This window comes from Streptomyces sp. NPDC004435 (assembly GCF_042873895.1).
Taxonomy (GTDB): Bacteria; Actinomycetota; Actinomycetes; order Streptomycetales; family Streptomycetaceae; genus Streptomyces.
Genome location: NZ_JBIAMB010000023.1, coordinates 131,587 through 144,453, shown reverse-complemented (window position 1 = coordinate 144,453; position 12,867 = coordinate 131,587). Strand labels below are relative to the sequence as shown.

The 12,867-nt window shown below is 74.2% G+C and carries 13 protein-coding genes; 3 read left to right on the top strand and 10 right to left on the bottom strand.

Annotated elements, in window-relative coordinates; genetic code table 11:
• Positions 1 to 252: 252 nt before the first annotated feature.
• Complete coding sequence (locus ACFYT9_RS32910) at positions 253 to 1,356, bottom strand: phosphotransferase family protein (RefSeq protein ID WP_389169492.1); 1,104 nt, start codon at positions 1,354 to 1,356, stop codon at positions 253 to 255.
• Between the two features lie 129 nt (positions 1,357 to 1,485).
• Positions 1,486 to 2,547: a hypothetical protein gene (locus tag ACFYT9_RS32905; RefSeq protein ID WP_389169501.1), complete on the bottom strand. Its 1,062-nt coding sequence runs from the start codon at positions 2,545 to 2,547 to the stop codon at positions 1,486 to 1,488.
• 502 nt (positions 2,548 to 3,049) lie between these two features.
• On the opposite strand from ACFYT9_RS32905, the gene ACFYT9_RS32900 reads away from it, so the two are divergent.
• On the top strand, positions 3,050 to 3,322 hold the full coding sequence (locus tag ACFYT9_RS32900) for a hypothetical protein (RefSeq protein ID WP_389169489.1): 273 nt from the start codon (positions 3,050 to 3,052) through the stop codon (positions 3,320 to 3,322).
• A gap of 12 nt (positions 3,323 to 3,334) precedes the next feature.
• Here ACFYT9_RS32900 and ACFYT9_RS32895 read toward each other — a convergent pair whose 3' ends face one another.
• Together ACFYT9_RS32895 and ACFYT9_RS32890 are read right to left on the bottom strand one after the other, a co-directional pair.
• A complete protein-coding gene (locus ACFYT9_RS32895; protein WP_376602524.1) occupies positions 3,335 to 3,490 on the bottom strand; it encodes an SCO1431 family membrane protein in 156 nt (51 codons plus the stop codon).
• A gap of 75 nt (positions 3,491 to 3,565) precedes the next feature.
• Entirely contained in the window at positions 3,566 to 4,933 is a 1,368-nt protein-coding gene (locus ACFYT9_RS32890) for a peptidase C39 family protein (RefSeq protein ID WP_389169486.1), read from the bottom strand.
• A 182-nt stretch (positions 4,934 to 5,115) separates the two neighbouring features.
• On the opposite strand from ACFYT9_RS32890, the gene ACFYT9_RS32885 reads away from it, so the two are divergent.
• Both ACFYT9_RS32885 and ACFYT9_RS32880 read left to right on the top strand, forming a co-directional pair.
• Complete coding sequence (locus ACFYT9_RS32885) at positions 5,116 to 5,745, top strand: uridine kinase (protein WP_389169483.1); 630 nt, start codon at positions 5,116 to 5,118, stop codon at positions 5,743 to 5,745.
• A 309-nt stretch (positions 5,746 to 6,054) separates the two neighbouring features.
• Positions 6,055 to 7,974: an AAA family ATPase gene (locus tag ACFYT9_RS32880; protein ID WP_389169480.1), complete on the top strand. Its 1,920-nt coding sequence runs from the start codon at positions 6,055 to 6,057 to the stop codon at positions 7,972 to 7,974.
• A 4-nt stretch (positions 7,975 to 7,978) separates the two neighbouring features.
• Here the strand turns inward: ACFYT9_RS32880 and ACFYT9_RS32875 are convergent, their stop codons facing one another.
• The 6 genes from ACFYT9_RS32875 to ribH all read right to left on the bottom strand — a co-directional run bounded on the left by ACFYT9_RS32875 (position 7,979) and on the right by ribH (position 12,864).
• Positions 7,979 to 9,031: a hemolysin family protein gene (locus tag ACFYT9_RS32875; RefSeq protein ID WP_389169477.1), complete on the bottom strand. Its 1,053-nt coding sequence runs from the start codon at positions 9,029 to 9,031 to the stop codon at positions 7,979 to 7,981.
• A complete protein-coding gene (locus tag ACFYT9_RS32870; RefSeq protein WP_389169474.1) occupies positions 9,028 to 10,365 on the bottom strand; it encodes a hemolysin family protein in 1,338 nt (445 codons plus the stop codon). The genes ACFYT9_RS32875 and ACFYT9_RS32870 overlap by 4 nt, the downstream gene beginning before the upstream one ends.
• A 274-nt stretch (positions 10,366 to 10,639) precedes the next feature.
• On the bottom strand, positions 10,640 to 11,092 hold the full coding sequence (locus ACFYT9_RS32865) for a PH domain-containing protein (RefSeq protein WP_389169472.1): 453 nt from the start codon (positions 11,090 to 11,092) through the stop codon (positions 10,640 to 10,642).
• 43 nt (positions 11,093 to 11,135) lie between these two features.
• A complete protein-coding gene (hisG, locus tag ACFYT9_RS32860) occupies positions 11,136 to 11,984 on the bottom strand; it encodes an ATP phosphoribosyltransferase (protein ID WP_376602552.1) in 849 nt (282 codons plus the stop codon).
• 63 nt (positions 11,985 to 12,047) lie between these two features.
• On the bottom strand, positions 12,048 to 12,320 hold the full coding sequence (locus ACFYT9_RS32855) for a phosphoribosyl-ATP diphosphatase (RefSeq protein ID WP_031005643.1): 273 nt from the start codon (positions 12,318 to 12,320) through the stop codon (positions 12,048 to 12,050).
• A gap of 46 nt (positions 12,321 to 12,366) precedes the next feature.
• Positions 12,367 to 12,864: a 6,7-dimethyl-8-ribityllumazine synthase gene (gene ribH / locus ACFYT9_RS32850; RefSeq protein WP_376602553.1), complete on the bottom strand. Its 498-nt coding sequence runs from the start codon at positions 12,862 to 12,864 to the stop codon at positions 12,367 to 12,369.
• Positions 12,865 to 12,867 lie beyond the last annotated feature (3 nt).

The window sequence follows — 12,867 nt, the reverse complement described above, 5'->3', positions numbered from 1 at the left end:
AGTCGACGGGGAGTCCGGCGGCCCACAGGCGCCCCAGGGCGGCGTGCAGCGCGGTCAGGTCGGCGCCGGCGTGGGGGGGCCCCCGCCCCGCCGGGGCCGCAGGGGGCCCCCCCCCCCCCGCGGGGGGGGGGCGGGGGGGGGGGGGGCCGGGCCCCCGGGGGGGGGGGGGGCGGCCCCCCCGGGGCGCCCCCCCCCCCGCCCCCCCCGCGGGGCCCCCCCCGGGGGGGGGCGCGGGGTGGGTGACGACAGGACCTAGCTCACGCCGGTCCAGTAGCTTCCGCGCACCATCGCCGCGAGGGTGGCGTGGTGCAGGATGAGGCGGTCGGGGTCCGCGGGGACCTCGACCTCTCCGAAGTACGCCTGGCGGTAGGCGATCCTCAGCATCACGATCGCGTGCCGCAGCGCCGCGTAGAGGGTGTGGAACTCCATCGCGCGCGGGGTGTGCCCGGTCAGTTCGGCGTACCGGCGCTCGACGGCCTCGCGGCGCAGGAAGCCCGGCAGGCCCGGCTGACCGAAGCCCACCGTCAGGTCCTGGAAGAAGCGGTGCAGGTAGACGGTCCAGCCGAGGTCGACCTCGCGGGGCGCGCAGGCCGCCATCTCCCAGTCGAGGACGGCGGCCGGCGTGAAACCGTCGTAGACGATGTTCCCGATCCGGGCGTCGCCCCAGCAGAGCACGGCGGGCCCTTCGTCGTCCGGCCACAGCTCCTCCAGGCGCGCGAAGGCGGCCTCGATGAGCGGTGAGGGCGCGAGCCCTTCCACCACCCAGGCGTAGTAGGCGCGTTGGGCGTCGACGTGACGGCGCAGCGGGCTGCCGGAGCCGTCCGGGAGCAGGAACGCGGCCTCCTTCGGCGGGACCTGATCGTGCAGCCGGGCCAGGACCGCCACCGACTCCGCCTCCAGCGCGGCCCGTTGGGCGTCGGAGGCGGAGTGCAGCCAGTTCCCCTCGTACGTGTAGGGCATGACGTCCGGCGGTACCCGGCCCTCGGCGCGCGCCATGACGAAGAAGGGGGCGCCGAGCGGCTCCGGGTCCTCCTCCAGCCAGAGGACCCGCGGGACGGGCACGTCGGTGTGCTCCGCCACCAGCGCCATCACCCGGTGCTGGCGGGCCATGTCGTACTCGGGGAAGACGGTGTACGCCGCCGGGTCGGCGGCCAGCCGCAGCGCGCAGCCGCGCACCGGGGCGTCCGGGTGCTCCAGGTCGAAGAGCAGGGTCTCGCTGGACATGCCGTTGGAGCCGGGGACGGCGAGTCCGGAGACGGTCGCGCCGGGCAGCCTGCGGTCGAGCCAGGCGGTGAGCCGGACGGCCAGTTCCTCGGGGTCGCGGGTGGTGGTGCGGGGACGCGGTGCCGTGGCCATGGGTCTCCTCTTGCTCGGGGCTCGATCCGCCTCCGGGGCGCTTCGAGCGGGGCTCACGCCCCCGGCCGTGCTCGGGGCCGTGGGCCTCCGCACCCCTTCGGCCCGCTCGCCGGGCCCTGCGGGGTGGGCTCAGCGGGCGGTCGAGGTGAAGTCGGTGAAGCCGCTGGGGTCGTGGCGGCCGAAGGAGCCGTGCTCGAAGATGCCGTGGCCGGTGCGCCCGTCGAGGGTGAAGCGGGCCGCGTGGTCGGTCACGCCGTACGCGGCGAGGGGGTGGGCCGACGGGTCGGAGAGGTCGTAGACGCGCCGGTCCGTCCAGTCGCGGCCCCGCCAGGTGCCGTGCTGCCAGTCGCCGGCCGGCGGATAGCCCGCGCCGACGGCGAGCGGCGACGAGGCGAGGATCTCGACGCCGATCTCCAGGGGCTTGCCGCCGGGGTCGGTGAGGTGGACGACCGCGCTCTCGGGGTGGCGGGTGCCGGCCCGGTAGGCGATCTCGGTGCGGGGCCAGCCGAGCTGGACGTCCCGGTGCCCCGCGCGGACGAGCTGGGCCTGGTTGAGGGTGCGGTAGCCGTCGGCGTCCTCCTGGGCGACGACCATCAGGAAGCGGTCCTCGAAGCGCATGGGGATCCAGAGCCAGTGGAAGCCCTCGGGGCGGGACTCGGCGGCCCGGCCGGGCTCCTCGCCGGGGATCGGGCGGACCCCCCAGCTGCGGTCACGGGTACCGGTCCACTCCCCCGCCGTGACCTCGAACCGCTCGCCGCCGGCCCTGATCACGCCCTCGCAGCGGCCGGCCTGGACGAAGCGGCGGCCTTCGAGGGTGAGCCGGTTCCCGGTGCGCTGGAAGTGGTGCGGCTCCCAGAGCGCGGGGAAGTCGGCGGTCCAGGTGAGCTCGAAGGAGAGCCCGTCGGGGTCGGCCGGGTCGGCGGCACAGCTCAGGGTGAAGCGGCGGAGGGGTTCGTCGACGGTGATCCGGAGCGGGCCGACCTCCAGCCGCATCCGGTCGTCGCCGAGCGCGTCGGAGGCGCGGACGGCGTGCATACGGTCGCCGGTGCGCAGGGTGGCGTAGGCGTCGACGACCCCGGTGTTGGGGTAGACGCCGAGCCCGGCGACGAGGAGGGCTCGGCCGGTGTGGTCGAGGACGTGGAAGATGCAGCGGTCGTAGACGTTCCGGTCGCCGCTGACGTGGTGCTTCATCGACAGCGGGGCCTGGTGCACGGGGTATTCGTCGAGCGGGACGGGCCGGTCGTCGTCCACGGCTGACCTCCTGTTCCTCGAAGAGGATCTGACGGTACGTCAGACATCAGGGCGAGGACCAGAGGTGTGCGCGGGGCGGGGGGGGGGGGGGGGGACGGGCGGGAGCGGGTAAGGGGCGAACTGTCGCCCGAATCCGTCCGGCGGTGACCCGGGCGGCCCGGGACGCGTTGGTCCGGGCATGACCACGCTGTACTCCACACCCAGCGGAGTCGGTCGGCATCGGCAGACCGAACCATGCGGTGAAGAATCGGTTCCGCACGTTCCTCACCGGCTTCCGGAGGCACCCGCCGCACCCGGCCCCGCACCCGGGGGCGCCGCACCGGCACCGCTTCCCGCGCAGGCCACGGCTCCGGACCCCACCCGCGCGCCCGCTCCGGCGCCGGCGGTCCAGACGCCCTCGGCCGTCGTACCGGTGCCGGTGGCGGTCCCCGTACCGGTACCCGTGGCGGTCCCCCAGCCCACGGCCGTCGTACCGGTGCCCGTGGCGGTCCCCGCGACCGTAGCGGTGCCGGGGCCGCTGCCCGCGCCCGTACCGGTGCAGGTCCTTCCGGACCCCCCGATCTACCAGGCCCTGTACGCGCTCTGGGCCGGCCAGGGGCGCGCCCTTCCCGGGCGCCGGGACGCCGAGTGGACGCGGCTGGCCGCCGCGCCCGTCTGGGCCGACCGGACCGTACGGGTCAGCGGGGTCCTGCTCCCGCCGGGCGGGGCGCGCTGACCGTCGGCCGGGTCACATGAGACCCGCGCGGGTGACCAGGACGGCGAGGAGGACGACGAGGGTCCAGCCGAGGACGTGCTCCAGCAGCTCGGGACCCTTGTCGTCCTCGGGGCCGCCCGTGCGCGTGCGCGAGCGGAGGCGGCCTGCGGGGGTGGTGGTGGCGCTCATGGGCACCACCATGAGGCACGGCACCGCTCCCGGACCAGAGACGTCCCTCACACCCCCGGCCCGCCCCCGGGCGCCTCAGACCACGCCGACCGCCTGAAGCGCCTTGCGCTGCGCGGCAGTCGGCCGTTCGGGGAAGTACAGGTAGCAGACCCCGCCTGTGCCGGAGACCACGTTCCCGCTCGCGTTGTACCGCTTGGTGCGGAGCCAGACGTTCTCCCACTCGCGGCGGCGGTAGACCCGGCGGACGGCCTCGTTGGTCGGGGAGGCCGGGTCGTTGGCGATCACGTCGCCGGCGGCCGTGAAACCGATCACCGTCATGAGGTGGCCCGAGGTGCCGTAGCCGGCGCCGGTCAGCTCCTCCGCGCGGAAGGACTGGGACGTCATGGCCGGGATGCCGGCGCGGATCAGGGTCTCCAGGTCGGTGAGCGAGCGGAGCCGGGTCACCACGGCGTTCATGGAGGGGTAGCCGGCCGCGTAGGCGGCGTTGAAGGGCCAGTTCCCGCAGCCCTCGTACTGGTGGTCGTAGGTGTACCGGGCCGCGTGGCAGACCTGCGGGTCGGCGTAGTCGGGGTTCACCCAGGCCAGCTCCGCGGCGGAGGGCCGCCGTCCCCAGTACTCGAGGATCATCTGCGAGGAGGTCGGGCTGCACCACGCCTCGCCGCCGTTGTCGTACTCCGGGTACTGGCCGACGTGGGTGTTCTGCGAGTAGCGGGGGACGGCCAGCTCGCGGGCGAGGCCGGGCACGGAGGCCGGGACCGTGAAGCGGTCCGGGACGTCCGAGGCCATCGCGCCGAGCCGCCAGACGGTGGGCGTGAGGGTGCTGCCGGGGCGGCGGTGGAGGGTGAGGCGCAGCCGGTACGCGACCAGCCGGAGGCCGCTCGCCGGGTCGTCGACCGCGAGGGTGTCGGTCCAGACGCTGCTCCGCCCGTCGGTCTGGCCGTCCACCGAGGTCCGCCGGATGTCGGTGTCGCCCGAGGCCCACCGCCCCATCACGAACCACGGGGTCGCCGTGCCGTCCGCGTACCGGCCGGCCAGCTCGACCTGGAGCCAGGTGCCGGCCGGGGTGCGGGCGTTCCAGGAGGCGATCACCTCGGTGGCCGGCACCGCCGGGGTGTGCGCGGGCGAGGTCCAGCGGGCGTACTCCCAGGAGGAGGTCAGCCCGGTGTGCGGATCGGTGTAGTCGGTGACGCCCAGGGGCGCGTCCAGGACCAGGCCCGGGCGGCTCCCGGCGACGGCCCGGGTGCCCTCGGCCGCGCCGGACCGCCAGTCGGTGAAGGTGGACCAGAAGCGGTTGGCGACGGTCGCCGGGGCCGCCGCGCCGGCGCCCTCTCCCGTACCACCGGGTTCGGACGCCGAGGCCGGTACGGCTCCGGCCGCGGCCGTGCCCGCGGCGGCCGCGAGCGCTGCGGCGAGGACGGTCCGGCGTGAGGCTGATCCGGGCATGGCGAGGACCCCCAGTCGAGGACGGAACGGCGATCGGGCGGGGCTGCGCGGGCCCACTATCCCGGCTGGAAGGGGGCTCCGCCAGCACTTCGGCCCGCGTCGCCGCCATCGACATGGGTAGAGACCACTGACGGCGGCACCTCGCTGACCTGCGACGGCACCCCTGGCCTACCCTGGGCCGCATGGACGACCTCGACCGCGCGGCCCGCGCGCTGCGCCGGCTGCCGCCCTCGCTCGGCCCGGTCCGGCTGGTCGCGGTCGACGGACACGCCGGCTCCGGCAAGTCCACGCTCGCCGGCCGGCTCGCCGCCGCGCTCGGCGGCGCGCCCGTCCTCCGCCTCGACGACCTCGCCACCCACGACGAGCTCTTCGCCTGGACCGGCCGGCTGCGCGAGCAGGTCCTGGAGCCGCTGGAGCGCGGTGCGACCGCGCGCTATCACCCGTACGACTGGACCCTGCGGCGCTTCGGCCCCGCCCGCGAGCTGCCCCCGGCTCCGGTGGTGCTGGTGGAGGGCGTGGGGTCCGGACGGCGCGAGCTGCGCCCGTGGCTGGCGTGGCTGCTGTGGATGGAGCGGCCGGCCGGCGCCTCGTGGGACCGCGGCCGGCACCGGGACGGACCGGAGCAGGCGGAGTTCTGGGACGGCTGGGTGGTGGCGGAGACTCGCCATTTCGCCGCGGACCCCTCGCGGCCCTTCGCCGACACCCTGGTGCGGGAGCGGAAAGAGGGCTACGACTGGCTCCCCGGGCCTGGTGTGACAGCGGGCCCGGACCAGATCATCACGCACCGTGACGGCGCGATGGCGGTGAACTGAGCCCCCGGAATTCCGCTTCCGCAAGTGCCTCAACTGCGCTTGACCCCAGGGGCGTACAGGTCTTACGTTCTCAATGTGCGGCTTTTCGACAGCCGCCGCGGACACGAAGCCCCCGGTTGTTCCCCCGTGATCGGGGGCTTCGTTCTGCCCTCAGCACCCCTTCCCGGACGGCTTCCGACCCCTCCCGCTCACCCAGGGTCACCGATTCCGGATCTTGCGCTTCTCCTTAAGCGCACCACCCCTGCGCAGGTACGATGCCCCCAGGTGCGGTCAAATCCCGTCCATACGCCGACGGTTGTGGGGGACCCGATGGACATCGGCACGCAGGGCGGGCAGGCCCCCGCCGAGCTCGCCTGGCTGCGCGGAGTGGACGCCTACACGATGGGCGCCTATCCGCAGGCCGAGGAGGAGTTCCGGGCGGCGGTCAGGAGCGACCCCGGCATGGCGGACGCCTGGCTGGGGCTGCACGCGCTCCGGGTGGACACGACGGCCGCGCTGCTGCGCATGTACCGCAACCGCGAGCGCTTCGGCGAGCAGCGCACCCGGCACCGCCGCACCCTCAACTCCTGGTACTGGCTCGGCTGGTGGGTGCAGCCGGTGCTGGAGAGCCCGCGCGACCTGCTGCTCGCGCACGCCTCCCACTGGCTCGACGGACGGCACGTGCCGGAGCTCGACCGGGCGCTCGCGGAGCTGCCGCCGGTCGACACCGACCCGCAGGTCCGCTTCCTGCACGCCTGCCGCGCCTATCTCGTCAAGGACTGGGAACAGCTGGTGCGGCACACCGAGCCCCTCGTCGACGACCCGCTGCTCGGCATCGAGGCCGGCCTCTTCGGGGGCATGGCCCGGGTGCGTCTGGAGATGTACGGGCAGGCCGAGCCGCTGCTGTCGGCGGCGCTGATGCGCTGTCGCAGCGAGCAGCCGCAGCGCAAGGAGCTGCGCTACTGGCTCGCCCGCGCCCACGAGGGGACGGGCCGCAGCGCCGCCGCGCTCCCCCTCTACCGCGCGGTGCACCGCGTCGATCCGGCCTTCATGGACACCGCCGCCCGGCTCGCCGCCATCGCCGAGTACGACGGCTTCGAGGGGCTCGACGGCATGGACGAGCAGGCCGGTCTCGCCGCCGTCGCCCTCGGCACGGCCGGCGTCGGCCCCGGCCAGGACGGCACCGACACCGCCGCCGGACCGGAGACCGAGCCCGGTGCGCCCGGCGGCGACGGCCTGCGCCGCTCCCCCGACCCGGTGCCGCCCGGCCCGCCCGCCGCGCCGCCGGAGGTCGTACGGCACAGCTCGCCGGTGCCCGCGCAGCCCGGTCCGCCCCGCTTCCCGGCCGGGCCGACCGATCCGGTGCTGCTCGCCGAGGCCCTTGCGGAGCTGGAGGGCATGGTCGGGATGGAGCCGGTGAAGCGGCAGGTCAAGGCGCTCTCGGCGCAGCTGGAGATGGCCCGGCTGCGCGCCGGGCAGGGGCTGCCGGTGCAGCCGCCGAAGCGGCACTTCGTCTTCTCCGGGCCGTCCGGCACCGGCAAGACGACGGTGGCCCGGATCCTGGGGCGGGTCTTCTACGCGCTCGGGCTGCTCGGCGGCGATCATCTGGTCGAGGCCCAGCGGGCCGATCTGGTCGGCGAGTTCCTGGGCCAGACGGCGGTGAAGGCGAACGAGCTGATCGACTCCGCGGTCGGCGGGGTGCTCTTCGTCGACGAGGCGTACGCGCTCTCCAACTCCGGCTACAGCAAGGGCGACGCCTACGGCGACGAAGCCCTCCAGGTGCTGCTGAAACGGGCCGAGGACAACCGGGACCACCTCGTGGTCATCCTGGCCGGATACCCGGAGGGGATGGACCGGCTGCTGGCCGCCAATCCCGGGCTCTCCTCCCGGTTCACCACCCGCGTCGACTTCCCGTCCTACCGGCCGCTGGAGCTGACCGCCATCGGGGAGGTGCTGGCCGCGGCCAACGGCGACGGCTGGGACGAGGAGGCGCTGGACGAGCTGCGCTCGATCAGCGCCCACGTGGTCGAGCAGGGCTGGATCGACGAGCTGGGCAACGGCCGCTTCCTGCGCACCCTGTACGAGAAGTCCTGCGCCTACCGGGATCTGCGGCTCTCCGGCTACCCCGGGAGCCTCACCCGCGAGGACCTGGCGACACTGCGGCTCGGGGACCTCATGCAGGCGTACGGGGAGGTCCTGTCGGGCCGCGGTCCGGCGGACCGCGGCCCTCAGCAGGAGCCTCCGTTCTGACGCCCTATCCGGCGACCGGCTCCGGGCGCAGCCGGTGGGCGGGGTCGCGGACCTCTCCCACCAGCGTCTCCAGGACGTCCTCCAGGGCGACGAGGCCGAGGATCCGTCCGGAGGCGTCGGCGACCTGCGCGAGGTGGGTCGCCGCCCGGCGCATCACGGTGAGGGCGTCGTCGAGCGGAAGTTCGGCCCGGAGGGTCGCCATCGGGCGCCACAGCTGCCGCGGCACGGCCCGCTCGCGCTCCTCCGCGTCCAGGACGTCCTTCACGTGCACGAAGCCCAGGAAGACGTCCGGGTGGCGGCCCTCGGCGCGGACCGGGAAGCGCGAGTAGCCGGTCCGTACGGTCAGCTCCTCGATCTCGCGCGGGGTGACCGACGGCGGGACGGTGACCAGGGCGGCGGCCGGGAGGAGGACGTCGGTCACCGGGCGGCTGCCCAGCTCCAGGGCGTCCTCCAGGCGCTCCTGCTCGGCCGGGTCGAGGAGTCCGGCCTGGCCGGCGTCCTCGACGAGGCGGCCGAGCTGGGCGCTGGTGAAGACGGCCTCCACCTCGTCCTTCGGCTCGACCTTGAAGGCCCGCAGGACCAGCCGCGAGCAGGCGCCCAGGGCGGCCGTCACGGGCCGGCAGAGCCGGGCGAAGCCGACGAGGCCGGGGGCGAGCAGCAGCGCGGTCCGTTCCGGCGCGGCCATCGCCAGGTTCTTCGGGACCATCTCGCCGATGACGAGGTGGAGGAAGACGACCACGGCGAGGGCGATCACGAAGCCGAGCGGGTGGATGAGTCCGGCCGGGACGCCGACGGCGTGGAAGGCCGGCTCCAGGAGGTGGGCGACGGTCGGTTCGGCGACCGCGCCGAGGGTGAGCGAGCAGACGGTGATGCCGAACTGGGCGGCGGCCATCATCTGCGGCAGGTTCTCCAGGCCGTACAGCACCCGGGAGGCGCGGGCGCCGCCGATCGGCTCGATCTGGCTGCGGCGGACGGAGACGAGCGCGAACTCGGCGCCGACGAAGAAGCCGTTGGCCAGGACCAGGAACAGGGCGAGGAGGAGGTGCAGGGTGCTCATCGGACGGCCTCCGCCATCGGTACGGGGGCGGTGCGCACGATCCGGACCCGCTCGGCCCGGAAGCGGTCGACGCGGCGGACCGAGAGCCGCCAGCCGGGCAGTTCGGCCCGGTCGCCGGGGGCCGGGATCCGGCCGAGGAGGTCGGCGACGAGCCCGGCGACGGTCTCGTACGGGCCCTCCGGCACGTCGAGGCCTATCCGGCGCAGGGTGTGGACCCGGCAGGAGCCGTCGGCCTCCCAGGCGGGGCGGCCGTCCTCGGCGGGCGCGGCGGCCAGCTCGGGGCGGGAGTCGGCGGCGGTGTCGTGCTCGTCGCGGACCTCGCCGACGAGTTCCTCCACGATGTCCTCCAGGGTGACCACGCCGGCCGTGCCGCCGTACTCGTCGACGACGACGGCTATCGGCTGCTCGCGGCGCAGCCGCTCCAGGAGGGTCCGGACGGGCAGCGACTCGGGGACGAGGAGCGGCGGGACGGCGATCCGTCCGACCGAGGTCCTCGGGCGGGCGCCGGGGGCGACGGCGAGGGCGTCCTTGAGGTGGACCATGCCGACGATCTCGTCGATGCGGTCCCGGTAGACGGGGAAGCGCGAGAGACCGGTGGCGCGGGTGAGGTTGAGGACGTCGGCCGCGGTGGCGTCCCACTGGAGGGCGCTGACCTTCACGCGCGGGGTCATGACCTGCTCGGCGGTGAGGCCGCCGAGGGACAGGGTCCGTACGAAGAGATCGGCGGTGTCCTGTTCGAGGGCGCCGGCCCGGGCCGAGTGCCGGGCGAGGGATTCCAGCTCGCCGGGGGTGCGGACCGAGTCCAGCTCGTCGGTGGGCTCGACGCCGAGGGCCCGGACGAGACCGTTCGCCACCCGGTTGAGCAGGGCGATCACCGGCCGGAAGAGGGCGGAGAAGCGACGCTGCGGGGCGGCGACGAAGCGGGCGACCTGGAGCGGCCGGGAGACCGCCCAGTTCTTGGGGACGAGCTCGCCGACGACCATCTGCAGCGCCGAGGCGAGCAGCATGCCGACGACCACGGCGACCGCGGAGACGGCGCCCGGGGGGAGCCCGGTGGCGGTCAGCGGGGCGCGCAGGAGGGAGGCGAGCGCGGGCTCGGCGAGCATGCCGATGACGAGCGAGGTGAGCGTGATGCCGAGCTGGGTGCCGGAGAGCTGGAAGGAGAGCTCGCGCAGCGCCGAGACGACGGTGCGGGCGCGCCGGTCACCGGCGGCCGCGGCCCGCTCGGCCTCCGCGCGCTCGACGGTCACGAGACCGAACTCGGCGGCGACGAAGAAGCCGTTGGCGAGGATGAGGAGGAGGGCTGCCAGGAGGAGCAGCAGGGAGACGATCATGCCGCCGCCTCGGACGAGGGGGCGGCGCGGGTATTACCGGACGATCCGTCCATTGCCGGAGGGGGTCACTCCTCGGGTCGAAGGGTGGCCTCGCCGGCCGCCGGCGGCGGCCCTGCACACGCGAGGCGGTGGTGCGCTCGGCACCACCGCCTCAAGAGTAGTCACGCGCAAGCCCCGTGGGGCAGGGGGACGCCCCGGATGGGGGACGGCCGGGGGTTCCCCCGGAGATCCGCCCGGGGGTCCGGGCGGGCGGCCCTGGGGGCCGGGTCGGGGTTCAGGCGGTCTCGACGCCGGTGCCGTGGCTCTCCGCGAGGGCCCGCAGGGCGCGGGCGTCGCGGATCGCGGACTCCTTCGCGATGCCCGGCTGGATGCCGAGCGCGGGGTGGCTGGTGCCGTCGCTGAGGTCGAGGAAGACCCACGGGTCGCCGGGACGCAGGTTGACGCGGAGGATCTCCGCCCAGGCGAGGCGCCGGGTGCGGGTGATGTTGACGACGGTGACGCCCTCGCTGTCGGCGACGACCTTGGGGCGGCTCAGCATCACCAGGACGAGGAGGAAGAGGGCGGCGGTGAGGACGAAACTGGCCCGCTCCCCCGTTCCGAGCCGTTCCAGCATCAGCGCCACGGCGGTGATCGCCGCGAACATGACGACGCCGACGGTCAGCAGGACGGCGCGGGTGCGGCCCGGCCGGAAGGTGACCGGGAGGGCGGGCGTGGGCGACTCGGACATGGGGGTTTCCTCGGTGCCTTGGTCGTACGGGTGCCGGGGGCCGTCAGAGACGGCAGGCGTGGATCGCGGTGGTGAGGATCGCGCGGGCACCGATCTCGTACAGGTCGTCCATGATCCGCTGCGCCTCCTTGGCGGGGACCATGGCGCGGACCGCGACCCAGCCCTCGTTGTGCAGCGGGGAGACGGTCGGCGACTCCAGGCCGGGGGTGAGGGCGACCGCCTGCTCCAGGTGCTCGGCGCGGCAGTCGTAGTCCATCATCACGTAGCTGCGGGCGACCAGGACGCCCTGGAGGCGGCGGAGGAACTGCTGGACCTGCGGGTGGTCGGTCTCGGCGCCGTGGCGGCGGACCACGACCGCCTCGGACTTCAGGATCGGCTCGCCGATGACCTCCAGGCCGGCGTTGCGCAGGCTGGTGCCGGTCTCGACGACGTCGGCGATGATCTGGGCGACGCCCAGCTGGATCGCGGTCTCGACGGCGCCGTCCAGGTGCACGACGGAGGCGTCGATGCCCTGGTCGGCGAGGTGCTTGGCGACGATGCCCTCGTAGGAGGTGGCGATCGTCATGCCGCCGAAGTCCTCCGGGCCCTTGGCGGTGCCCGGACGGGTGGCGTAGCGGAAGGTGGAGCGGCCGAAGTTCAGCGCCAGGATCTCCTCGGCGCTGGCGCCGGAGTCCAGGAGCAGGTCACGGCCGGTGATGCCGATGTCCAGCTTCCCGGAGGCCACGTAGATGGCGATGTCCTTCGGCCGCAGGTAGAAGAACTCGACCTCGTTGTCGGGGTCGATGACCACCAGTTCCTTGGACTCCTTGCGCTGGCGGTAGCCGGCCTCATGGAGCATGGCCGACGCAGGTCCGGAGAGGGAACCCTTGTTGGGGACGGCGATGCGCAGCATGGGTGGGGGCTTCCTTTGCCTGGGAGTGGTGGGGAAAGGGGGGTGTGCTCGGGGCCGGTCGGCTCAGAGGTGGGCGTAGACGTCGTCGAGGGAGATCCCGCGGGCGACCATCATCACCTGGACGTGGTACAGCAGCTGCGAGATCTCCTCGGCGGCGGCTTCCTTGCCCTCGTACTCGGCGGCCATCCAGACCTCGGCGGCCTCTTCGACGACCTTCTTGCCGATGGCATGGACGCCCTTGCCGACCAGTTCCGCGGTGCGGGAGGTGCTGGGGTCGCCGTTGGCGGCCTTGAGCTGGAGCTCGGTGAAGAGCTCTTCGAAGGTTTTGTTCGCCATGATGTCCTTAGAGTACGGCTTCACCCGGGGCCCCTGTCGCCAGGGTTCACTTCGTGGACTGTCGCCAGGGCTCGCTGACCGTCCGGAGGGTGGTGGCGGTGGCGACGGCGGCGGTGACCGCTTCGTGCCCCTTGTCCTCGTTCGACCCCTCCAGGCCGGCGCGGTCCAGGGCCTGCTCCTCGTTGTCGCAGGTCAGCACGCCGAAGCCGACGGGCACTCCGGTGTCGATCGACACCTGCACCAGGCCCTGGGTGACGCCCTGGCACACGTAGTCGAAGTGGGGGGTGCCGCCGCGGATGACCACGCCGAGGGCGACGATCGCGTCGTAGCCGCGCTCCGCGAGGACCTTCGCCACGACCGGGAGCTCGAAGCTGCCCGGGACGCGGAGCAGGGTGGGCTCGTCGATGCCGAGTTCGGACAGGGCGCGCAGGGCGCCGTCCACGAGGCCGTCCATGATTTTCTCGTGCCACTGCGCCGCGATGACCGCGACCCTCAGGTCGCCGCAGTTCTTCACGCTGAGGACGGGTGCGCCCTTGCCGCTCATGAT

What these genes read in the sequence shown, in the direction of transcription:
- ACFYT9_RS32895 (WP_376602524.1), bottom strand. Translation starts at nt 3,490, where the DNA reads ATGAGCGCCACCACCACCCCCGCAGGCCGCCTCCGCTCGCGCACGCGC.
- ACFYT9_RS32875 (WP_389169477.1), bottom strand. Translation starts at nt 9,031, where the DNA reads ATGAGCACCCTGCACCTCCTCCTCGCCCTGTTCCTGGTCCTGGCCAAC.
- ACFYT9_RS32890 (WP_389169486.1), bottom strand. Translation starts at nt 4,933, where the DNA reads ATGCCCGGATCAGCCTCACGCCGGACCGTCCTCGCCGCAGCGCTCGCG.
- ACFYT9_RS32855 (WP_031005643.1), bottom strand. Translation starts at nt 12,320, where the DNA reads ATGGCGAACAAAACCTTCGAAGAGCTCTTCACCGAGCTCCAGCTCAAG.
- ACFYT9_RS32905 (WP_389169501.1), bottom strand. Translation starts at nt 2,547, where the DNA reads ATGAAGCACCACGTCAGCGGCGACCGGAACGTCTACGACCGCTGCATC.
- hisG (WP_376602552.1), bottom strand. Translation starts at nt 11,984, where the DNA reads ATGCTGCGCATCGCCGTCCCCAACAAGGGTTCCCTCTCCGGACCTGCG.
- ACFYT9_RS32865 (WP_389169472.1), bottom strand. Translation starts at nt 11,092, where the DNA reads ATGTCCGAGTCGCCCACGCCCGCCCTCCCGGTCACCTTCCGGCCGGGC.
- ribH (WP_376602553.1), bottom strand. Translation starts at nt 12,864, where the DNA reads ATGAGCGGCAAGGGCGCACCCGTCCTCAGCGTGAAGAACTGCGGCGAC.
- ACFYT9_RS32910 (WP_389169492.1), bottom strand. Translation starts at nt 1,356, where the DNA reads ATGGCCACGGCACCGCGTCCCCGCACCACCACCCGCGACCCCGAGGAA.
- ACFYT9_RS32880 (WP_389169480.1), top strand. Translation starts at nt 6,055, where the DNA reads ATGGACATCGGCACGCAGGGCGGGCAGGCCCCCGCCGAGCTCGCCTGG.
- ACFYT9_RS32870 (WP_389169474.1), bottom strand. Translation starts at nt 10,365, where the DNA reads ATGATCGTCTCCCTGCTGCTCCTCCTGGCAGCCCTCCTCCTCATCCTC.
- ACFYT9_RS32885 (WP_389169483.1), top strand. Translation starts at nt 5,116, where the DNA reads ATGGACGACCTCGACCGCGCGGCCCGCGCGCTGCGCCGGCTGCCGCCC.